The organism is Nocardia sp. NPDC052316, from assembly GCF_044547795.1.
GTDB lineage: Bacteria > Actinomycetota > Actinomycetes > Mycobacteriales > Mycobacteriaceae > Nocardia.
The window spans coordinates 624217-645321 of record NZ_JBIUBB010000007.1 but is presented as its reverse complement, the minus strand read 5'-3'; the positions used below and the strand labels follow the sequence as shown (position 1 = coordinate 645321).

At 67.9% G+C, this 21105-nt stretch carries 18 protein-coding genes; 12 read left to right on the top strand and 6 right to left on the bottom strand.

Going from position 1 to position 21105, the window contains the following annotated elements; all coding sequences use genetic code 11:
• Positions 1-190 precede the first annotated feature (190 nt).
• Complete coding sequence (gene ligA, locus ACIHA7_RS34405) at positions 191-2182, bottom strand: NAD-dependent DNA ligase LigA (RefSeq protein WP_397295476.1); 1992 nt, start codon at positions 2180-2182, stop codon at positions 191-193.
• 140 nt (positions 2183-2322) lie between these two features.
• Here ligA and ACIHA7_RS34400 point away from each other — a divergent pair, with 140 nt between their 5' ends.
• Complete coding sequence (locus tag ACIHA7_RS34400) at positions 2323-5412, top strand: BTAD domain-containing putative transcriptional regulator (RefSeq protein ID WP_397295474.1); 3090 nt, start codon at positions 2323-2325, stop codon at positions 5410-5412.
• Here the strand turns inward: ACIHA7_RS34400 and ACIHA7_RS34395 are convergent.
• Both ACIHA7_RS34395 and ACIHA7_RS34390 read right to left on the bottom strand, forming a co-directional pair.
• Positions 5396-6505, bottom strand: a complete 1110-nt coding sequence (locus tag ACIHA7_RS34395) for a serine hydrolase domain-containing protein (protein ID WP_397295473.1) — start codon at positions 6503-6505, stop codon at positions 5396-5398. The two genes, ACIHA7_RS34400 and ACIHA7_RS34395, sit on opposite strands and share 17 nt — an antisense overlap.
• A 54-nt stretch (positions 6506-6559) precedes the next feature.
• Positions 6560-7195: a hypothetical protein gene (locus ACIHA7_RS34390; protein WP_397295471.1), complete on the bottom strand. Its 636-nt coding sequence runs from the start codon at positions 7193-7195 to the stop codon at positions 6560-6562.
• A 276-nt stretch (positions 7196-7471) separates the two neighbouring features.
• Between ACIHA7_RS34390 and ACIHA7_RS34385 the strand changes: the two genes are divergently transcribed.
• The gene (locus ACIHA7_RS34385; protein WP_397295469.1) at positions 7472-8653 is read left to right on the top strand and encodes an FAD-dependent oxidoreductase; all 1182 of its coding nucleotides are present in this window, start codon (positions 7472-7474) and stop codon (positions 8651-8653) included.
• A gap of 42 nt (positions 8654-8695) precedes the next feature.
• Here the strand turns inward: ACIHA7_RS34385 and ACIHA7_RS34380 are convergent, their stop codons facing one another.
• Positions 8696-9652, bottom strand: a complete 957-nt coding sequence (locus ACIHA7_RS34380) for a MerR family transcriptional regulator (protein ID WP_397295468.1) — start codon at positions 9650-9652, stop codon at positions 8696-8698.
• Positions 9653-9778: 126 nt separating this feature from the next.
• Here ACIHA7_RS34380 and acpM point away from each other — a divergent pair, with 126 nt between their 5' ends.
• The 3 genes from acpM to ACIHA7_RS34365 all read left to right on the top strand — a co-directional run bounded on the left by acpM (position 9779) and on the right by ACIHA7_RS34365 (position 11108).
• Positions 9779-10084 (top strand): meromycolate extension acyl carrier protein AcpM, encoded by a 306-nt coding sequence (acpM, locus tag ACIHA7_RS34375; RefSeq protein WP_397295466.1) that lies wholly within the window; start codon positions 9779-9781, stop codon positions 10082-10084.
• A 30-nt stretch (positions 10085-10114) separates the two neighbouring features.
• Positions 10115-10558, top strand: coding sequence for an SRPBCC domain-containing protein (locus ACIHA7_RS34370; RefSeq protein ID WP_397295464.1), 444 nt, complete (start codon positions 10115-10117; stop codon positions 10556-10558).
• Positions 10559-10754: 196 nt separating this feature from the next.
• The gene (locus ACIHA7_RS34365; protein ID WP_397295462.1) at positions 10755-11108 is read left to right on the top strand and encodes a hypothetical protein; all 354 of its coding nucleotides are present in this window, start codon (positions 10755-10757) and stop codon (positions 11106-11108) included.
• Between the two features lie 123 nt (positions 11109-11231).
• Here the strand turns inward: ACIHA7_RS34365 and ACIHA7_RS34360 are convergent, their stop codons facing one another.
• Positions 11232-12257 (bottom strand): NADP-dependent oxidoreductase, encoded by a 1026-nt coding sequence (locus tag ACIHA7_RS34360; RefSeq protein ID WP_397295460.1) that lies wholly within the window; start codon positions 12255-12257, stop codon positions 11232-11234.
• A gap of 213 nt (positions 12258-12470) precedes the next feature.
• Between ACIHA7_RS34360 and ACIHA7_RS34355 the strand changes: the two genes are divergently transcribed.
• The 4 genes from ACIHA7_RS34355 to ACIHA7_RS34340 all read left to right on the top strand — a co-directional run bounded on the left by ACIHA7_RS34355 (position 12471) and on the right by ACIHA7_RS34340 (position 16278).
• Positions 12471-12680, top strand: coding sequence for a hypothetical protein (locus ACIHA7_RS34355; RefSeq protein ID WP_397295459.1), 210 nt, complete (start codon positions 12471-12473; stop codon positions 12678-12680).
• Between the two features lie 78 nt (positions 12681-12758).
• The gene (locus ACIHA7_RS34350; RefSeq protein WP_397295457.1) at positions 12759-13388 is read left to right on the top strand and encodes a GNAT family N-acetyltransferase; all 630 of its coding nucleotides are present in this window, start codon (positions 12759-12761) and stop codon (positions 13386-13388) included.
• Between the two features lie 395 nt (positions 13389-13783).
• Positions 13784-14524: a BTAD domain-containing putative transcriptional regulator gene (locus ACIHA7_RS34345; RefSeq protein ID WP_397295455.1), complete on the top strand. Its 741-nt coding sequence runs from the start codon at positions 13784-13786 to the stop codon at positions 14522-14524.
• Positions 14525-14559: 35 nt separating this feature from the next.
• The gene (locus ACIHA7_RS34340) at positions 14560-16278 is read left to right on the top strand and encodes a hypothetical protein (protein WP_397295453.1); all 1719 of its coding nucleotides are present in this window, start codon (positions 14560-14562) and stop codon (positions 16276-16278) included.
• On the opposite strand, the gene ACIHA7_RS34335 is transcribed toward ACIHA7_RS34340, so the two are convergent.
• Positions 16219-16998, bottom strand: coding sequence for a BTAD domain-containing putative transcriptional regulator (locus ACIHA7_RS34335; protein WP_397295451.1), 780 nt, complete (start codon positions 16996-16998; stop codon positions 16219-16221). The two genes, ACIHA7_RS34340 and ACIHA7_RS34335, sit on opposite strands and share 60 nt — an antisense overlap.
• Positions 16999-17140: 142 nt before the next feature.
• Here ACIHA7_RS34335 and ACIHA7_RS34330 point away from each other — a divergent pair, with 142 nt between their 5' ends.
• The 3 genes from ACIHA7_RS34330 to ACIHA7_RS34320 all read left to right on the top strand — a co-directional run bounded on the left by ACIHA7_RS34330 (position 17141) and on the right by ACIHA7_RS34320 (position 21095).
• A complete protein-coding gene (locus ACIHA7_RS34330) occupies positions 17141-17344 on the top strand; it encodes a hypothetical protein (RefSeq protein ID WP_397295449.1) in 204 nt (67 codons plus the stop codon).
• Positions 17345-17409: 65 nt separating this feature from the next.
• Complete coding sequence (locus tag ACIHA7_RS34325; RefSeq protein ID WP_397295447.1) at positions 17410-19845, top strand: hypothetical protein; 2436 nt, start codon at positions 17410-17412, stop codon at positions 19843-19845.
• Positions 19845-21095, top strand: a complete 1251-nt coding sequence (locus tag ACIHA7_RS34320; protein WP_397295446.1) for a hypothetical protein — start codon at positions 19845-19847, stop codon at positions 21093-21095. Before ACIHA7_RS34325 ends, ACIHA7_RS34320 begins: the two co-directional genes overlap by 1 nt.
• Positions 21096-21105: the final 10 nt, after the last annotated feature.

Here is a 21105-nt window from a genome sequence, read left to right as displayed (position 1 = left end):
GGGATATAAGTCACCACCTCGAATCCTCTACAGAATGAACAGAAAGTCTGAGCTGCCCCGAAGCGGTCTCCGAGACAGGATCTCATTCACGGTACGACAGACCTCGGTTCCTGCGCACGTCATAGTGGTCTCCGCCACCATCCTGCTCGACCAGAAAACTGGCTCGAGCGGTTGACCGCGCCGCCGAGGTCTAGACGACCTTCGCGGCGATCAGCAAATTCCAGATCTCACCCTGGTCGACGACCTCGACCCCGAGTTTCTCCGCCTTGGTCAGCTTGCTCTCACCGACTCCAGCACCGGTGATGAGCATGTCGGTGCTCGCCGAGACCGAGGACGCCGCCGTCGCCCCCGCTTTCTCGCACAGGCGCTGGAACGTCGGGCGGGCGACCTTCTCGCCGGAGCGTGGGTCGCTGATCGCACCGGTGATCACCACCGTCTTGCCGGCCAGGGGTGCGCCGGCCGCGACCACCGGCGGCAGGTCCTCCTCGCGCACGTCCAGCGAGACGCCCGCCTGTCGGAGCCGCTCCAGCTCCGGGCGCAGGCGCGTGAGGTGCACGACCAGCGAGGCAGCGACCTTCGGTCCGATGTCCTCCACCGCGACGAGCCGTTCCTCGCCCGCGTCGGCGACCTCCTCCAACGAGCCGAAGCCCGCTCGGGCCAGCCGCGCGGCGGTGCCGTCGGAGGCCATCGGGATCGCCAGGCCGATCAGCGCACGACGCAGGCCGACTTGCCTGCTGGCGTCGATCGATTCGATCATGCGCGCGGCCGATACCTCGCCGATGCGATCGAACTCGAGCAGGCGCTCCTTGGTCAGCGTGTAGAAGTCGGCCGGACTCTCCAGGATGCCCGCCTCGGCGAGGCGTTCGATCCACTTCTGCCCGATGGCGTCGATGTCGGCCGCCGCCCGCGACGCCCAGTGGATCAGCCTGCGAACCGTCTGCGCGGGACAGGACACGTTGGTGCAGAACAGCTCCCGGCTGTTGCCCTGTTCGGTCACCGGCTGCTCGCAGGAGGGGCAGACCGTGGGCGGCACGATCTCTTGTTCCTCGCCGGTGCGTTTCGAGGCGTCGAGCACGCCCGCCACGAACGGGATCACGTCACCCGCGCGGCGCACCAATACCGTGTCACCGACCTTGATGTCGCGGGCGCGGATCACCTCCTGGTTGGCCAGCGTGGCCTTCGTGACCGTCGTGCCGCCGACGAACACCGGCTCCAACCACGCGACCGGGACGATCTTGCCGGTCTTGCCGACGTCCCAGATCACCTCGCGCAGCAGCGTGGTCTTCTCCTCGGCGGCGAACTTGAACGCGAGCGCGCCACGCGGGGAGTTCGACCGAGTTCCGGCCGCCGCGTAGGCCGCTCGGTCGGCCAGTCGCAGCACCGCGCCGTCGAGGTCGTAGTCCAGATCGTTGCGGCCTTGCTCGATCGCGGTGATCGCCGCCTGCGCCTGCTCGGCGTCGGCGCAGTGCCGCATCTGCGCACCCGCGATGCCGAGGGCGCGCAACCCCTCCTCGAGGTCGACCGCGGCGCCGTCGTCGGAGGTATCCAAGTCGAAGCCGAAGAATTGCAGGCGGCGTTCGGCGACCGTGGCCGGGTCCTTCGCGCGCAGCGTGCCCGCCGCGGCGTTGCGCGGGTTGATCAGCGGCTTGTCCGGATGCGCGGTGTTGTAGGCGACGAAGGTCGAGCGCAGCATCACCGCCTCGCCGCGTACCTCCACCCGGCCAGGGGCGTCGATCCGCTCGGGAATGCCGTCGACCAGCGCGCGGACCAGCATGGTCACGTCGTCACCGGTGGTGCCGTCACCGCGGGTCACCGCACGCGCCAGCCGTCCGTCCTCGAACACCAGGGCCAGCGACAACCCGTCGAGCTTCGGCATCACCACCACCGACTGACCGGGGAAGCGGTCGAAGAACGCCGCCACCTGCTCGGGCTTGGTCGCCTTCTCCAGCGACAGCATCGGCCGCGAATGCCGGATCGGGGCGTGCAGCACCGCTGGCGCGCCGACCTGCTCCAGGGGATTCGGGTCCGGCGTGAGCTCGGGGTTCGCCTCGATCAGGGCGCGCAGCTCGTCCTCGATCGCGTCGTACTCGGCGTCCGCGACCAGCGGCGACCCCTGGTAATAGGCGTCGCGCAACGCCACGATGCGGTCCGCGAGCTCTTGGATACGTTCACCGATTTCCACAGTCCATGACGCTACCGATACCCACCGACACCCGCGCGTAGACGCCGCCCGGCGCGTTCGACGCTCACCAGCCACGGCAGAATGGTGCGGTGCAGATCGGGATGCTTGGACCGCTCGAGATCCGAGAAGATGACGGCGGATTGATCGAGATACCAGGTGCTCGGTTGCGGACGCTGGTGGTTGCCCTCGCGCTCGAACCCGGGCGCGTGGTTCCGAAAGCGACGCTGGTGGACTGGATTTGGGGTGAACAGCTGCCCGCCGACGCGGCGAATTCCTTGCAGGCGTTGGTGTCCCGGTTGCGGCGGGTGTTGCCGGACGGCGCGCTCGACGGGCAGGCGGGCGGCTATCGATTGTCGGTGGAGCCGCGCGCTGTCGACGCCATCCGGTTCGAGCAGCTGCTCGACCAGGCCCGCGGCGCTGAGGATGCGCACCAGGCCAAGCTGTTGCGGGAAGCCCTCGAGCTGTGGCGTGGTGCGCCGATGCAGGACGTCGGTGTGCAGGACAGCGGCGCGGCCGACGGGGTGGTCACCCGCTTGGAAGGGCTGCGCCTCGCCGCGCTGGAGGACTGCTACGAAGCGGAGATTCGGCTCGGCCGGGGTGCGGAACTGGTCACCGAGCTCACCGAGCTGGTGGCCAGGTATCCGGTGCGGGAACGGCTCGTCGCCGCGTTGATGCGTGCCCTCGGTGCCGCGGGTCGCAGCAACGAGGCCCTGGTGGTGTACCAGCGGGCACGGGAAACCCTCGCCGATGAATTGGGCGTCGACCCGTCGGCGGAGCTCGCCGCACTGCATGTCGCGCTGCTACGCGGCGAGTTCGGCGCGCCGGACCGCGATCGCAAGACGAACCTGCGGGCCGAGTTGACCACCTTCGTCGGCAAATACGGCGACGTCGCCGCGGTGCGCGAGCTCGTCGCGCAGCACCGGCTCACCACGTTGACCGGGCCCGGCGGCTCCGGGAAAACCCGGCTGGCCCTGGAGACCGCGCGGACGCTGCTCGACGACCTGCCGGAAGGCGCCTGGCTGGTGGAGCTGGCGTCCGTCGGCGCGAGCGGTGACGTAGCGCAATCGGTGCTCGCCGCGCTCGGGCTCCGGGACGCGCTGCTCGGCGGCGCACCGGACGCCGAGCCGATCGACCGGCTGATCGCCGCGATCCGCGAGCGCGAAACGCTGTTGATCCTGGACAACTGTGAGCATGTGATCGAGGCCGCCGCGGCGTTCGCCCATCGGATGCTCGGCGAGTGCCGCCGGTTGCGCATCCTGGCGACGAGCAGGGAACCGCTCGGCATCACCGGCGAGGCGCTGTGGCAGGTCGTGCCGCTGGCGCTGCCCGCTGCCGACGCGGATACGGGTGCCATCGAGTCCTCGCCGGCGGTGCAACTGCTGCGCGATCGGGCCGGCGCGGTGCGCACAGACCTCGCGGCCGACGCGAACGCACTGGCGACTATGGCGCGCGTCTGCCGGGCGCTGGACGGAATCCCCCTGGCGATCGAGCTCGCCGCAGCCCGGTTGCGCACCATGTCCCTCGATCAGCTCGCCGACCGCCTCGACGATCGATTCCGGCTGCTGACCGGCGGTAGCCGTACCGCGCTGCCGCACCATCGGACGTTGCGTGCGGTGGTCGACTGGAGCTGGGAGCTGCTCTCCGACGCCGAGCGGTTGGTGCTGCGCAGGCTCGCGGTGTTCGCCGGCGGCGTGAGTCTGGAAGCGGCCGAACAGGTTTGCGCGGGCGACGACGCGGTCCAGCGATGGGAGGTGCTCGATCTGCTCACCGCGCTGACCGAGAAGTCGCTGCTGGTCGTCGCCGAGGGCAGCGGCCCGCGCTTCCGGATGCTCGACACGATCAAGCAGTACGCCGCGGACCGGCTCGTCGAGTCGGGGGAAGCGGACGCGGCGCGGCACGCGCATCTCGCGTATTTCACCGGTCTCGCCGACGCCGCCGAGTCACACCTGCGTCGTGCCGAGCAGTTGACGTGGCTCGCCACGCTCGAGGTCGAGCACGACAACATCGCTGTCGCCATGCGGGGTGCGCTCGCGGCCCGCGACGCGGTCGGGGCGATGCGCCTCGCGGCGGCGGCCGGCTGGTACTGGTGGCTCAGCGGGCACAAGGCCGAGGGCATGGAGCTGATCACCGCGGCCGCCGACCTGCCGGGCGAGGTGGACGACGCGACCAGGGCCATGGTGTACGCGCTGGTCGTGCATTTCATGAGCTCCGGGCCGAGTGACGACAACCAGCTGGCGGAATGGATCCACAAGGCGTATCGGTGCAGCCGGAACAGCCAGGCCCACAACCCTTTGCTGCGGTTCGTGGACGCGCTGGAGCACATGCTGCAAGGGCCGGACGCGCTGTTGCCCGCGTTCGAACCGCTGACCACCGACGACGACCCGTGGGTGCGGGCGCTGGCCCGACTGCAACTGGGCAAGATGCGGATCGTGCTCGGCCACCAAGGGCGGGAGGCGGACGACTATCTCGAGACGGCCCTCGCCGAGTTCCGAGCCATCGGCGAGCGCTGGGGCATATCCTTCGCGCTGACCGAGCTGGCGAATCGGATCGCCATGCGCGGCGAATTCGCCGGTGCGTGTGCGCATCTCGATCAGGCGATCGAGGTGGTCACCGAGGTCGGCGCGGTCGAGGACGTGCTGCTGATGCGGGCGCGCCAGGCCCAGTTCTACTGGCTGCTGGGGGATGCGGAGGCGAGCGGGGCCGCGATGACCGAGGCGCAGCGGTACGCGGATCAGTCCGCTTGGCCGAACGCACTGGCCGAACTCGCCTTGACGCGTGCGGAGTTGGCCCGTTGGCGTGGTGACACCGGAGAGGCATACCGGCAAATCGACGTAGCGACGACGTTATTGGGTAGCGATGCGGGGCAGGGGTATGTCAGGGCGCTGATCCACGGCATGCGGGGCTATCTCGCTGACGACCTCGACGAGGCGCGGGCACAGCATGCGGCGGCCCTCGAGGCGACATCGGCGGCGGGATTCGCTCCTCTCATCGCCCAAATACTCGTCGGGATAGCGGATTTGGCGCTTCGTCAGGATCAGGACGAGCAGGCCGTGCGGCTGCTCGCGGCGAGTGCCACCGTGCGCGGGCTGCCCGATCATGCCCAACCGGATGCGGTACGGATCGAGCAGACAGCGCGACGTCGCCTCGGCGAAGCACGCTTCACCGAGGCGACGGAGTTTGGGGCACAGGCGGATTGGCGGGAGCTGGCGGCAACTACGCTTGCTCGCTGAGGTCGGTCTGCCCGCCGCAGAAGACCGCCGCGACGAGTAGCTTCGTCGCTTCCTGGAAGGCCGCGGACAGGGGCAGGTCGGGGTCGTCGACGTAGTTCAGCGCGGCGGTCAGGGTCTTGCTGCCGTCGGGCGTGCTGTACATCAGCGCGGCGTGGCCCGAGATGCCGCCGTTGTGGGTGACGACGGTGCCGCCGCAGCCGGTGTCCTGCACGAACACGCCAAGGCCGTAACCGACTTTCGGATGCGGCGTGCACATCTGCGCCAGCAGCGGGGCGGGCAGGAGCTCGCCGCCCACCAGTGCGGAGATGAACGTCTGCAAGTCCCGGGTCGTCGAGATCATGTCACCACCGCTGGAGATCCAGGAGGGATTCTGGCTGGTGACGTCGACAATCCGCTGCTCGCCGCCGTCCTCGTAACGGTAGTAGGCGTGGGCGTGCGGCTCGGGGACCTCGGACTCGGTGGTCGGTGCCACAGTGTCGTGCAGGCCCAACGGCCCGAGGATCAGCCGCTGCATCTCCTCGGCGTATGGACGGCCGCTTACCTTCTCGATCAACAGCCTGGCCAGCGCATAGTTGGTGTTGGCGTAGCTCCAGTCCGTCCCCGGTTCGAACCTCGCCGGCTTGGACAAGGCCAGCCGCACAAGTTCTTCGGGCTGGTAGGTCTTGAACCGGTTGTCCACCCACTCCTTGCCGGACCAGGGGATTCCCGGCACGAACGTCCCGTCCTCGAGTAGCTCGCCGGTGAAGTTGAAGACTCCGCTGGTGTGCTGCAACAGCATTCGCACCGTGATCCGGGGGTCCAGCTCGAACTCCGGTAGGTAGTCGACCGCTGCGGTGTCGAGGTCGATCTTGCCCTCTGCCACCAACTGCAGGACCAGTGTTGCGATGAAAGTCTTTGTGTTGCTGCCGATTCGGATATGGCCGTTGACCGGCGGCTGCGCGGTTCCGCCCAGTTCGCGCACGCCGGCGGTGCCGAGCCACTCGCCCTGCTCGTCGCGCACGCGCAGTTCGACACCGGTGAAACCGGAATCGACCATGTGCTGGATGAGCTGCTGGAGTTCCGGACGATCCGGCGCGGTGGATGAGGTGTTCACGATTCTGCTTCTCTCTGATGTCGTGTTCGGGCGAACGGTGATGCGGGGTCGGTGTTACGCAGCGTGGCGAATGGTGATGTTGCCGAAGGAGTTACGAGCGAACACCTGCACGGTCTCCGCCTGCTCGGGCTGGTGGATCGGCCCCACCGTGTTCAGGACGGAGCCTTGCAGCGCGTTGGTTTCCAGCCGCACCGCACTGCCCGGGTGGATGCCAACTTCCAGCTCGCCGACGGAGGTCTCCAGTCGCAGTACGCCGCGCGCGGCTTCGCCGATGCGGATATCACCCTTGGCGACCTTGGCGGTCACCGAATCGCCGGGGCGCTCGACGGTGATGTCGCCCGCTGCTATCGCCAGGTCGCACTCGCCGAGTTCGCCTGCGCCGAGCAGACGACCCACCCCGGCGGTGGCTTTCAGCTGGGAGCCGGTCGGGACCTCGATGGTGACCGTGATCGACGGGTTGCCGCCGAACGGGGTGTAGGTCCGCCAGTGCTTCGGCGTTTTCACAATCAGCGTGCCTGCGGTGAAATCGACCTGGGTCTGCTCGGCGGCGCGCACATCGCCCTTCTTGGCCGGATCGGCGGGTCGGACCTCGACGACGGTGTCGGTGCGGTCGGAGGCGATGACCGTGACGTCGCCGCTGAGCACGTCGACGGTGATGGCGATGGGGGCGGGGGTCTGGAAGGTGGTCATGTCGTACTCCTTTGGTGTGGAATGCATTTCGAAGGTTGCCGGTGCACATTGCCGAGGTGGGCTTGCGTCGTTCCCTCGGTGGCTGTGCTGTTGATGGGATTACTGTCGCCATTCCGGCTGATACCGACCTGACAGCGGCCTGACACGTCTACTGACACGGCGTTAGGCCAGGTCACAGCTGGATCGTGGTCTCAGGTCGTGCCCGGCCGCGCTGACGGCAGTGCGGCGCAAGGCTTGCGCAAGTGGCATGCAATCGGACGCACGCAGAGTCGAGCCATGACCGAAACATTCGATGCGCACTCGAACCTCCCGGAACGAGGAACGGCCGTACCCGCACCCGTCACGATCATCGGCGCCGGACTAGGCGGACTCACGCTTGCTCGCGTGCTGCACATTCACGGCATAGCGGCCACGGTTTACGAGGCCGAGCCCTCGCCGACGGCGCGGGCGCAGGGCGGAATGCTCGACATCCACGACTACAACGGGCAGCTCGCCGTCGCGGCGGCCGACCTGGTGGACGAGTTCCGCGGACTCATCCTGCCTGGCCGCCAAGCGATGCGGATCCTCGACCGAGACGGCACCGTCCTGCTCGACAAGGCCGACGACGGCACCGGTGGCCGTCCCGAGGTGCAACGCGGCGAGCTGCGGCAGCTGCTGCTCGACTCACTACCCGCAGGCACCGTCCAGTGGGGTCACAAGGTCAGTGGTGTTCGCGCTCTCGGCCAGGGCAGACACGAGGTGAACTTCGCCGACGGCGGCACGGCCGTCACCGACCTGCTGGTCGGCGCTGACGGTGCGTGGTCGCGCGTCCGCCCACTGCTGTCCACCGCCACACCCGAATACGTCGGCGAGTCGTTCGTCGAGACCTACCTCTTCGACGCCGACACCCGCCACCCCGCCGTGGCCGCAACGGTCGGCGGCGGATCGTTGATGGCGCCCGCACCCGGCAGGCAGATCCACGCCCACCGAGAAAGAGACGCGACGCTGCACGCCTATGTGGTGCTCGCCGAGACGCTGGAGTGGTTCGCAGGCATCGACTTCACCGATCCGGCGGCGGCCACCGCGCGGATCGCCGCGGAGTTCGACGGTTGGGCCCCGGAGCTCACCGCCCTGATCACCGACACCGACACAGCACCGATCTGGCGCCCGAACTACGCGCTGCCGCGCGGCCACCGGTGGGACCGGACGCCAGGGGTAACCCTGCTCGGCGACGCCGCCCACCTCGCCGCCCCCAATGGCGAGGGTGCCAACCTGGCCATGCTCGACGGCGCCGAGCTGGGCAAGGCCCTCGCCGCGCACCCCGACGACACCGAAGCCGCCCTGACCGAATACGAGCAGGCCATGTTCGCCCGCAGCACCGAGATAGCCGGCGAGGCAGCCGAATTCTTCGAAAATCTCTTCGACGGCACAGCCGCGAGCCTGGTCGCCGTGTTCGCCGGGCAAGACCAGACCCGCTGAACCCGGTCCGGCCTCGTCAGCAGCTCACGCGCACAAGGATGTTCACCCCGAAGTCGCGTGGGCTGCCGGCGCGTCGGCGCGGCAGGTGGAGCGGGCGAGAGCGTCATACATCCAGTTATGGGCTTGTCCCACGGTGATACGAGTTTTCAGCAGCTGCTCGGTCAGCGCCCAGTAACGGTGGATCCGGCGGTCGGTGTCGCTGGCGTCGGTCAGTAATTGCTCGCGGAAACACGGGGAGTCCCGTTCGCCTCGTGCGTCGGCATGGGCGTTGACGAATCGATCGAGTTCATCACCACCGTGTGGCCGTACGTCTTCCGATACCAGTGCCGCCACCTCCGCCATGGCCTCGCCCACTTCGACGTACAGTCCTTGGCGGTCACGAATCAGCTCCGGCTGTTTCCGCCAAAGTTGCTGTCGGACAGCGCTGCTCAAATCGGGTTCGGCGACGAGCGCGGCCAGCTCGGCATACGCGACGACCTGCTCGACCGACGGATCAGCGGGCGGTTCAGGGACATTCCAGCCGACGAAGATGTCTACCTCGCACCGACGTACCGGTGCGAGGACGCGCCGCCAGAACCGCAGCAGGCCCTCGTGCGCCGCACCACTGTCCTGCACGGTGGCCAGCAACGCGAGCCGTCCGGCCCGCTGCGTCGGGGTGGCCGACTCGACCGCCCGCAGAGACGCCCGCCGCCACGCCATCGACCTGAATTCGATATCCAGTCGCGCGCTTTCGGCCGCGATGACCTCGGCTATCGACTGTTCGCCGTGCAGCACATCGGTGATCGAGCTCAGTCCGAAGCCGAGCGCGCGCAAGCGCCGGACCAGTAGCAGTCGTTCGCCGGCGCTGTCCGCGGGGAACATCCGATGCCCGCCTGGGCTCCGGTGCGATGCCAGCATGCCTTCATCGCAGTAGAACCGGATCGTGCGCACCGCAAGCCCGGTGCGGCGCGCCAATTCTCCGATGCTCACCAGCCCGTCGGCTGGTATGTCGTCTGTCACAACGTGTTGAACCTCCACCCCGGTGGAGCTCTTAGCGTACTGGCACTGCGCTCGACTCCCGGAAGGGGAACCGCTGCTGTCAGGCGAGAGACGCAGTTATGTGATCGCATCGAGGAAAGGTGATTCGTGGCTACCACGCAGGAAGATATCGTCGCAGGCATTGCCGAGATCGTCGAGGAGGTGACCGGCATCGAGGCGGCCGAGGTGACGATCGAAAAGTCCTTCGTCGAGGACCTGGATATCGACTCGCTGTCGCTGGTGGAGATCGCCGTGCAACTGGAGGATCGATACAGCGCCAAGATCCCCGACGAGGACCTGGCAGGCCTGCGCACAGTGGGTGACGCGGTCGCCTATGTGCAGCGGATGGTGGCTGCGGAGCCGCAGCTTGCCGCGGAAATGGAGGCGAAATTGAAGGGAGGGCAGGAGAATTGAGGTCGTCGCCCTCATAGAGGAGGTACTCCGGTGATTGCTGATCCACAGTTGAATCCCGCGGCGGTCGAGCTCGGCAGCTTTTTCCCGCAGCCGCCGGAGGCCGTGTGGCGGGCGTTGACGGAGCCGGATCTACTGGAGCGGTGGCTGCTTCGACCGACCGGATTCGTTGCCTCGGTCGGAACACGCTTCCGATTCACCACCTCGGGCGGGTCGAGCGATGAGATCGTCTGCGAGGTGCTTGCGGCCCGCCCGGGCGAACAGTTGACCTACAGCTGGCTGCATCCCCAGGCCGAACAGCCCGCCCGATGGGTCGTCGACTGGACGATCCGGCCGCAGGGCCGCGGCACCCGACTCCTGTTGACCCAAACCGGTTTCGATATTCAGGACCGTCGACAGAAGATGATCCGCAACGCCACGGAGCGAAGCTGGAAGCGCCTCGTTCTGCCACGACTCGGCGCGGTGATCCACCACTGACCGCGGAATCGCCGCACCCGGCGGGTCCGCCGGTCGACACGAACGCCGACACCCCAGCAGCCGCTCGCGGTACGTCCGTGGCGGTGGGCGCTTGGTCGGCTGATCAGGTGGAACTGGTGCTGGCATCGTTCGAGAGCCGACCAGCATCAGTTCCACATGATCACTTGTCCAGTAACGCATTTCGGGGGTTCCCGCTTTGACTTCCGGCTTCATTCCCCGCGTTCCCGCTTTGCTCGCCGGCTTGGTTACCCGCGTTCCCAGCTTCATTGCCGGCATTGCCGGTCTGGCCTTGGCCCTGGTTACTGGCGCTGCCGCCGTCATCCTGCGCTTCGTCACCCCCGTTGGTGGCCTCGGACTCAGCAGCCTTATCGATGCATTGCTGGAAAGCCTGGTAGGTCTCCGACTCCTTGGCGCATCGAACCACCGCCTTATCGACAGCAGCGGCGGCGGGCCCGGCGAGCAGGGCGCTGCTGATGCTCGCTACTACGATTCCGGCGGTCAGGAAGCCAACCTTGTGCACACACACTCCAATCGGTCGGGAGCCACCTGAGGACTGCGCGGCGATGGCTCCGAAAAGGTCCACGCGAACCAACGCCGGGTATTCGGCGCGGACGTACCGAAGGATGGGTGGTCTGTCGCGGGGCCGAACAGCTAGACCATCGGTCAGCGGGGGTCAGGAGCTCGGTAGCGGGTCCGGGGCGATGCGCAGGAGTTGTTTACCGAGGTTGCGGCCTTCGAAGAGGCCGCGCAGCATTGCGGGCGCGAGTTCGAGGCCCTCTTGGATGTCTTCGGCGTACACGATGTCGCCTTGGGTCAGCCATTGGTTGAGTCGACCGAAAGCCTCGGGGAAACGGTCCAGGTAGTCCAGGAAGATGAAACCTTCCATGCGCGCTCGCTTGAGCCCGAGTTGCAGGTAGTTGCGCGGTCCAGGCGGTCGTTCGCCTACCTCGTAACCGGATGAGATGCCGCCGCAGACCACGATTCGGGCCCGCTCGGCGATATTCGCCAGGGCGGCGTCCAGTACGGCGCCACCGACGTTGTCGAAGAACACGTCGATACCGCCTGGCGCGAGTTCGCGCAGCCGCTGCTCGACGTCGTCGGTCTTGTAGTCGATGCACGCGTCGAACCGAGCCACCTCGGTGACCCAGGCGCACTTGGTGGGGCCGCCCGCGACGCCGATCACCCTGCACCCCAACGCTTTTGCGATCTGGCCCGCGACGGATCCGGTAGCACCGGCGGCGCCCGACACCAGCACGGTGTCTCCGGCGGTGGGTTTGCCGATATCGATCATGCCGAAATACGCGGTCAACCCGGTCGCGCCGAAAACGCTGAGCATCGCCTTCGGATCCACGCCCGGCGGAACGACATTCAGTCCGAGTAGCCCCTGGCCCGTGGCGATCGCGTAGTCCTGCCACCCGACCATCCCGCAAACCCAATCGCCCACCGCGTAATCGGCGCTGTTGGACGCCACTACCCGCCCGACGCCACCGCCGCGCATCACTTCGCCGAGTGGTACCGGATCCATGTAGTTCGGGCCGTCGTTGAGCCAGCCGCGCTGCGTCGGATCGAAAGCCAGCCAGACCACCCTGACGAGTGCCTCGCCCGGCCCAGGAGACGGCACCGGAGCACTCCTGAGCTCGAAACTGCTGTCATCGACCATGCCGACCGGGCGCTTGACGAGGATCCACTGGCGATTCACCGAGCGAAGCTAACCTCCTGAACCGATCGCTGTCATCCGGTTTTCCCGGTCCCGCGCCGAGACCCGCTCGCCGCGACCGGGTGTGCGGCAAACGGCCGCTGTGTGCGGTGGGTGCGGGGACAATCGAAGTAGCTCAGATGCGCTGACCCGCACGGCTAGGGCGCCGAATGGATTCAGTCTGAGAGGCTTTCACTTCGAGGACGGAGTAGTGCGGTGCGGCGAAAGGACGATCCCACGGCCGCGGTCAGGAAGTTCGCACGGGATCTGGCCATGGCGGTATTGGTGAGCCTGATCGTGGCCGGTTTGACTCGAATGACGGTCTTCTCCGGGCCGCCCTCGAAGCTCGAAGGTCGGTCCCGGGTTGTGGACGACGTGGGTGCGGCGGTCTTCTGTTTGGTGATGGCGGTGATCCGATCGGGTTGACGAGTCTGTTGTGGCTGTTCGTCTTCGGAACTCGGTGAGACCCGGATCGGACCGTGCCGGACGCTATAGTCGGAAGTCGTGCTGCACCCGGACTATCCGATAGTTACCGAGCGACTACTGCTCCGCCCCGCGACTATCGCTGATCTCGACGAAATGTATGCCTACAAATCCCGGCCGGATGTTTGCCGCTATTTGCCGTACGAACCCATGTCGCGCGAGCAAGTGGCCGAACGGATCGCAGGTTTATGGGCGAGAACCGAATTGACCGAAGTGGGGCAGTCGCTCAATCTGTGCGTCGAGGAGAAGGCGTCCGGCCGTTTGCTCGGCGACGTCGTCCTCTTCTGGCGGAACGCCGAAAATCGCACCGGCGAAATCGGATACGTTTTCTCTCCCGACGCGGCAGGGCACGGTTACGCCACCGAAGCCGCCACCGAACTCTTGCGGTTGGGCTTCGAAGGACTGGTGCTGCACCGCATCACCGCCCAACTGGATGCCCGCAACACCGCATCCGCCCGCGTCCTGGACCGCCTCGGCATGCGCCGCGAGGGAGTGCACCGCGAGAACATGTGGTTCAAGAACGAGTGGAGCGACACCGCGATATACGCGATGCTGGCCCACGAATGGCACAACCTGAAGACCATCGCGGGCGACCGGGCACCGTTGATCGATCGAGCCGGTGCCCAACTCGGCGAATCGCACGGCCGATAGGACGGGTGGTTCAACCGTGACATGCGCGCGGCTCCGCATGAACTGACATCAGCTCAGCAGGCGCCCAGCGGAGGCCACGCCGCTGAGGGGATGCTCGTGGGACGAGCCTGTTCGAACGCGCCGATGCCGATCACAGGTCTAACCGAAGTGCGCGAGCGCGCGTCACCATTCGAGAGGGAGATCGACCGGAATAACCGAGTCCATTCAGCGGACCGAATTTGCCCGACTCGACTGGATTCGGGTAGCGGTCTACTCGTGTGCGGGGAACACAGGGTGGAGTCTGATGGGGGCGCAGGAATTGTATTCGCCGAAAGACGTGGGATATGTGGGTAGCGAAATCAGCGACTATGGGGTGGGCGCAGCCTGGCTCGGCTGGTCCACGGGCAGCAGTGTGCGTGAGCGGGAAAGCGGGCGCGGGGCTGCAGGCTACTGCGCAACTGGCGTTGTTCGGTGGGTTCGAGCTGCGGCTGGCCGGCGCGAAAGTGGTGCTGCCGGTGCATGCGCAACGGGTGCTCGCCTATCTCGCGCTGCGCAAGATGGCGGGGGAGGAGTGTGGGCGGCAAGTGCTCGCGGAGCGGTTGTGGGAGAACTCGTCGCCGGAGCGGTCGTCGGCCAGCCTGCGGACGGCGCTGTGGCGGATCCGCCGCGCTGGGCCGGAGCTGTTGGCGGGGGATGCGGACCGGGTGGCGCTGGCCGATCACGTCGAGGTCGACGTGGACCGGTTCCGGCGCCGCGCCGAGGCCATGCTGTCGGGTGGTGAGCGGGCGGCGGCGCACGTGCGCATGCTGTGCACCGCGGCCGAACTGTTGCCCGGCTGGGACGAGGACTGGCTGCTGTTGTGCCGTGAACAGGTGCGGCTGCTGCGGCTGCACACGGTGGAGGCCGTCGCGCGCAGGTATTGCGAGCAGAGCCGGTATCCGGAGGCCATCGACCTGATACTGCGCGTTGTCGCCGAGGAACCACTGCGCGAATCCGCCCAGGCGATTCTCATCGACGCCCACCTGGGCGAAGGCAACGCGGCCGAGGCTCGTAGGCAGTTCGACCTGTTCGCCACCACGCTGTGGCGTGAACTCGAGCTGCGCCCGTCCGTGGAACTCGGGCACCGCGTCGGGTACGCCGCGACTACGCGGTATTGACGGCGGCGACCACGCCACCGCCGCATGCTGAAACGATGTCGGCCGATTTCACCAACGCACCCCCTCCGACGCGGGTCGGCGGGTTGCGCGCGGTGCCGATGCACATCCGGGACCTGCGTGCCGTGGTCACTCTCGACGCGGCGACCGGCGCCGGCACCGTCGAGGCGACGCTCGACTACGTAGTCGGCCCGCACGCCGGATCGCCGATCTTCGACCTGCGGCAAACCGTGCGGACCTGCCTGCTCGACGGGGTGCGGCTCGATGTCGCGAAGATCGCCCCGCGCGAGGTCGGCGCGGGAGCACACGGCTCGATCCGGCTCGTCGGGGTCGAGCAGGCGGCGGGATCGGCGCACCGGCTCGACCTGACCTACCAGCTGGCGACACCGGCCGCCGACCTCGGCGGCGCCTACCCGCCGGTGCTGCACGGGTCGAAGGGGCGGATCCGCTGGTCGTTCGGCATGTCCGACCTGTTCGCGGGCCGATATCTCGAAGCGTGGTTCCCCTCGAACCTGCCTTTCGACCAGTTTCCGTGGACGTTGGAACTACGGATCACCGGCACCACAACCGCGCATTCACTGATCACCAATGGTTCGGCCACCGTCGTCGGCGTGAACGCATGGTCGGTGCGTTTCCCGGACTGGTTCACCACCATGTCGTCGCTGCTCGAACTCCGCCCGTCCGACGCGCTGCTGTATCGGTCGTCGACCGTGGTACTGCCGGTTTCCCGGCGCTCGGTGACGGTGGAGACGTGGAAACCCGTTGGCGGGCCCGAAAATTTACCCGCACTCAACAGTCGCATCGGCACGCTGCTCGCGGAGAACGAAACCACCTACGGCCCATTCCCCGCCGACCGGTTCGTGTGCTTCTTCCACGGTGCCGGTGGTGGCATGGAGTATGCCGGTGCGGCAACCACGTCAGCGGGTGCGCTCGGCCATGAAGTGTTCCACTCCTGGTTCGCTCGCGGCATCAGCCCGGCAGCGCAGTCCGACGGCTGGTGGGACGAGGCGTACACCAGCTTCCGTGACGACGGCGACACCCGCACCGAGCCCTTCGATTTCACGCTGCCGCCGGTGGAGCTGTGCTCGCGCAAGCCATTTCAGCGCACCACACCGGCGTCGGCGTACGACGAGGGCAGTCGCTTCTTCCGCGGTGTGGCGCAGCGGCTCGGCGCCGACCGGCTGCGCACGTCGATGGGCGAGCTATACCGCTCCCGACGTGGAACACCGCTCAGTACAGGGGAATTGGAGCGGCATCTTATTGCTCTCTCCGGCGCAACGGATCTCGTAGACGCGTTCCACCGATTCGTCTACGGTTTCGCCGAGCCCACCCCCGACGCGCGCATCGAATTCGTCACCGCCCCCGCACTGTGGGTGCGCCGCGCCGCCGACGGCATCGCCGCACACGTCGACCCGAAAGCCGGTCAGGACAACTGGATTCACGCCCGCGTGCGCAACGGCGCGAAGGCTGGACCGTGCCGACACTTCGTCGTCACCTTCACCGTCCGAGTCGCGACGGCGACACCGCCCGTCTACCCCGCCGACTTCTTCCCCGCGCAGACGGCAACGGTAGGTTTCGATCTCGCCCCGGGCCGCTGGCGCACGGTGTCGGCGCGCTTACCCGCCGCGCTGGTGCCCGCACGCGGCACCCGGATATCGATACTGGCGTCGGTACACGCCCGCCGCTCGCATCCGGCGTCAGGCACTCGGGTGCGCGAGCAAGCGTCGATTGCGCAGCGCGACATGACCATTGACTGAGCGCGGCGTGGGTGGCGGCGGCGCGACCATGCCGACCCGGCCGAACAGTTCCGGCGAGGGCCGGATGCTCAGCTCGGTCCAGAGCAGGTCGGTGAACATGCGCAACTGCCTGCGCGCCTCCACCACATTGCCCTCGCACAGGTGCGCTTCGATGAGCGCCGCCTGCGCCGACTCGCGCAGCGGCTCCTCGGCGACCACCGCGAGCATCACATCGATCGCCTCCGGGTAGCGTCCCCGCTCCGCGAGCTTGCGCGCGTCCACCTCCAAGGCGTGTAACCGCATCTGCCGCAATTGCTCCCGCGCCAGCAGCAGCCAGGTCTCGTCCCAGCCGGGCAGCAGATCGTTGGTGCGCGCCAGTAACGCGGCGCGGTCACGCGGACAGTCCTGCTGCGCGGCCAGCATCCGCTCGGCGTTCCCGCGGAACTCGTGCACGTCGACGCGCACGTCGGCGCCGAGGCGCACTCGGCCGCCCGCCCCGTGCACCAGCGCGGGGCTGGCCTGCCGGATCCGCCACAGCGCGGTGCGCAGGCTGGCCCGCGACCGATCCGCGGTGGCGTCGGGCCACAGCCGCTCGGCGAGTACCCCGCGGTCGCAATCGGGTTCGGCGATCTGGTCCAGCGCCAGATAGGCCAGCACGCGGCGCGAATGTTGCGGTACGGCAACGTGATTCGCGTCGACCCGCAGTGCGAATCCGCCGAGTAAACAGATGTCGAGCCGCATCGAAGCCTCCCTCGGTCACCGGCCGGGATGTGGCCGGTCGACACAGCGTGCCGACGCGGTGCTGCGCGCGCGTCAACGCCGCGTCAACACCGCCCACGCGGCGTTGACGGGAGTTGGTATGGCCACGCGCGAGGGTGTTCCGGTGAGTGGACCCGAGAGCAAGACCATCGTGGTGCGGGCCTGGCGTGATCGCGGGCGACTGATTATCCGGGTACTGACGGGTGCCGGCGCGGTGGGCGCCGGACAGGAATGGGTGTTCGCCGATATCGACGCGTCGCTGACCCGCGTCGGCGAGCTGCTCGCCGAGCTGCACGACAATCCTGCGAACAATGAGACAAAGTGTTGACGCTCGCGCACATTATGGCCACGCACAGTGATCCGAAACGCCCGTCGTTTGCGGAGGTGACCACAATGCGCAGTGACTCTTACACCGAGTCTCGCGGTGCTACCGAGGACTATGTTTCGCCCTTCTCCGGGCTCTCGCCCTTCGGTGAGGCGGTGGATGAAGCGGTCGAACAGTCGGCCGCGGAGTTCGACGAGTCGCCGTTCGAAAGCTACTCGTTCACCGAATCTCCGTTCGGTGAGAGCGAGTATTCGGCGGCCGACGAGCAGTCGCAGCTGGCGACCGAGTTCCTGGAGGCCCTGCACGACGAGGAGTTCACCGAGGCACTGGAGCAGCTGCTCGACGCGGGTGCGGCCCGTGCGCTCGCCGACGCTCAGCAGTGGTCGATGACGCCGTCGGAGGCCGAATGCCGCGAGTCGTTGCAGGAGTGGATCGCGCCGCTGATCACCGAGTGGGAACGCACCATCGACAACTTCGCCGGGGGACTGGAGAACGCCGATCTGCACGGGCTCGCCGAGCAGGAACTCGATGAACTGCTCGACTCCCTGGAGACGCCCGGTGCGCTCGGGTCGGAGGTGTTCGAGAATTTCCTCGGCAAGATCGTCCGCAAGGTGAAGTCGGTCATCAAGCAGAAGGTCCGGCAGGCGATCGGGTTCGTGAAGAATCCGGTGAAGGGCGTCATCGGCATTGCCAAGAGCGGACTGAAGACCATCAAGAGCGGCCTGCAGACCATCGGCAAGCATCTCATCGGGCCCCTGCTCGCGCGGCTGAAGAAGATCGGGCTTTCCCTGCTCAAAGGCGTGGTCGCCAAGCTGCTGAACCCGCTGACCCGAATCCTGCCTGCCGAGATCCGCCCGCTGGTGCCGATCCTGGCCAAGCGCCTCGGCATCGGTGAGGCCGCCGACGAAGCGTCGGACGAGGCCGACGAGGCCGCCGACGAATTCGGCACCGCCGCCGAAATGTCGGAGGCCTTCGATCAGCAGCTCTTCGCGATGTTCAGCGCGGAAGACGCCGACGAGGCCGACGAGTTCGACGAGGCGGGCGCGGACGAGTTCGACGAGGCCGATGCCGAAGAGCCGGAACACAATACGGTCGCCGAGCTGGACGACGCCCGCGCCCGACTCGCGGCACAATTGAGCGCCTACACCGGGTCCGAGGAGCCGATCGCGGAGATCGAGCAGTTCATCCCCGCCGTGCTGGCGATCCGGCCGCTGCTCAAGCTGGGGCTGAAAGTCACCGGTGCGCGGGCCAAACTGGTCAATCTGATCGCGCAGCCGCTGGCCAAGCTGATCAAGGGCATGGTCGGCCCGGACGCCGCGCGCATCATCGGAAAGATCGCCGGGCAGGACCCGTCGGTGATGATCGCCCGTGCGGTGGTCGGCGTCGGGTTCACCGCGCTCGGCCTGGAAACCGCAGGCCACGAAGAAGATACGATCCCCGGCGAGGCGCTGGCCTCGGCCGTCGAGGCGACGGTGACGCGAGTGCTCGACGAACTGCCGGATGAGGCCCTCGCCGATCCGTTGCAGGTCAGCGCCGCGGTGCAGCGCGCGTTCGCCGAGTCGGCCGCCGCCTACCTGCCGGACCGGCTGCTGCGCGCCGACCTGCCCGAACGCGAGACCGCCGAGGAGGGCGGCTTCTGGGTGATGATGCCGCGCTCGACCAAGCCGCGCTACCGATTCCGCAAGTACACCAGGGTTTTCGCGATGCCGATCCCACGGCAGGTCGCACGCGCCGTGCGCTGGAACGACGGCGGCACGCTGGAGACGTACCTGCTCGATCGCGGCGTCGACCGCTGGCCCGTGCACGCGGAGATCGACCTCTACGAGACGCTGCCCGGCACCATGCTCGGCCACCTGACCCGCGACGAAACCCTGCCTGCCGCAGAGCATCCCGGTGCCGAAGAGTTCCAGCCGCTCACCGCGGAGGCCGCCGGCCTGCTGCTTCGCGAACCCGCGCTGGGGCGCCGCCGCAAGGTCGGGACCGCGCCGGGCGCCTACCGGCCCGTGCCCGGACAGCGGTACTTCCGGGTCCGTGTCGCGAAGCTGCCCGCCCGCAAGGCCCGCAGGCCACGCAGGCTGACGACGGTCCGCTGGGATCCGGCGACGAAGCGCCTCGGCATCGTGATCAAGCTGTCCGAGCGACGAGCTCGCGGTCTGCAGGCCCGCCTGCAACGGGCCGCGCCGGCCGGCCAGCGTGATCTGCCCGCCGTGCTGTCGGCACTGCGTGAGATCTTCCTGCCGCGCCTGCAGTATCGGATCGCCCGACGGCTGCTGAAAGCGCAGCTGGTCACCGATCCGGTCGCGGCCGCCAAGCTGGCGGGCGAACTGACCGCCGCGACCAGCACCGGCCTGGCCACCTATCTCGCGCAGCGCGGCGCCCAATTCGCCGCCGCCGTAGCCGATCCGGCCGACGGGGTCACCCTGGCCGTGACGTTCACCGGCGTCCAGGCGGACTCGGCGCAGCTGCCCGCCCCTGAAGTTGTCGCGACGCCCGGGCTGAAGTGATGGACGCCCGATTCGCCACCGAGACAGCCGCACTCGCCGCCGAGGCGAGGCACTGGCGGCGCGCCTGCGCGGCACTGGGTGACCTCGAGGTGAGTGCGTCGCCTGCGGCCTGGCGCGAGCTCGAGTCCTACCTCGGGCTCAGTGTCCGGGCGAGCCTCGGCGCGCAGGCGCGCAGGCTCACCGCGCAGGCCGACCGGACGATCTTCACGATCAAGGGCGCGACGAGCCAGTCCGACCTGAAAACCGCTCGCGCGGAGCTACTTACGCTGCGACGCCGGTACAGCCGCGCCGAAGCGATGGTCGACTTCTACTGCGACGCGGTCAACACCAGGACCAATCCACGCCTCGCCGCAGTGCTGCGCGGGCTGGACGCCCTGGCCGTGCACAGCATGGATCAGGTGTTGCGGCCGTTGGGCATCGACACGCCATCGGTGCTGACCTACCTCGACAAGGGGATGGGCGCCTCGATCCTGCGGGCCGGTGCCCGACTCTGGGACGCCTCGCTCTCACCCGCCGCCGCCATCAAGATCACGCGGCACAATTTGTGGCAGCCCACCTCGCTGGTCCATGAGACCGGCCATCAGATCGCTCATTTGACCGGCTGGACAAGGGAATTGGCGGCCGCGCTGCACGCCGCGCTCGCCCCGCACAGTCCGATCGCCGCGGAGGCGTGGCAGAGCTGGGCCTCCGAGGTGGCGGCCGACGTCTATGCCTTCTGCCTGCTCGGCTACGCGCCGGTGCCTGCCCTGGCGACCGTCGTGGACGGTCCGTCGAGCCAGGTGTTCCGGATGCCGTTCGGCGACCCGCATCCGGTCTCCGCGCTGCGCGTGCAGTTCAACGCCGCGCTGTGCCGGGCCTGGTTCGGCCAGGGTCCATGGGACGCGCTCGCCGCGCGCTGGCAGTCCAGACACCCACTCACGCAAGCTCCGTCGGATGTCGCCGCGATCATGGCGGCCAGCATGCCGCTGCTGCCCGCGATCGTCGATGTGTGCACGCGAATGCCGATGCGTGCCTTCCACGGGGTGCCGCTCTCGGCCCTGGCCGACCCGCGGCGCGTGGCGCCCGGCGAGCTCACCCGGCTAGCCGATCGCGCAGGGGCCTCGCTGTACACCTCGACCCACCTGCAGCGGGTCGAGCCGATGCGAATCCTGGCGCTGACCGTGCTTCGCGGTCTCGAATCGACCACCGCGCCATCGGAAATGGAGACATGGCTGCGACGGATGGGTGGCGGCGACCGCGTCGCCGCCTGAACGCACAGAT

Bases quoted from the DNA above. Each gene is read 5' to 3' on its own strand.
- ACIHA7_RS34390 (WP_397295471.1), bottom strand. From the start codon at position 7,195: ATGACCACCTTCCAGACCCCCGCCCCCATCGCCATCACCGTCGACGTG.
- ACIHA7_RS34385 (WP_397295469.1), top strand. From the start codon at position 7,472: ATGACCGAAACATTCGATGCGCACTCGAACCTCCCGGAACGAGGAACG.
- ACIHA7_RS34340 (WP_397295453.1), top strand. From the start codon at position 14,560: ATGTCGGCCGATTTCACCAACGCACCCCCTCCGACGCGGGTCGGCGGG.
- ACIHA7_RS34335 (WP_397295451.1), bottom strand. From the start codon at position 16,998: ATGCGGCTCGACATCTGTTTACTCGGCGGATTCGCACTGCGGGTCGAC.
- ACIHA7_RS34325 (WP_397295447.1), top strand. From the start codon at position 17,410: ATGCGCAGTGACTCTTACACCGAGTCTCGCGGTGCTACCGAGGACTAT.
- ACIHA7_RS34320 (WP_397295446.1), top strand. From the start codon at position 19,845: ATGGACGCCCGATTCGCCACCGAGACAGCCGCACTCGCCGCCGAGGCG.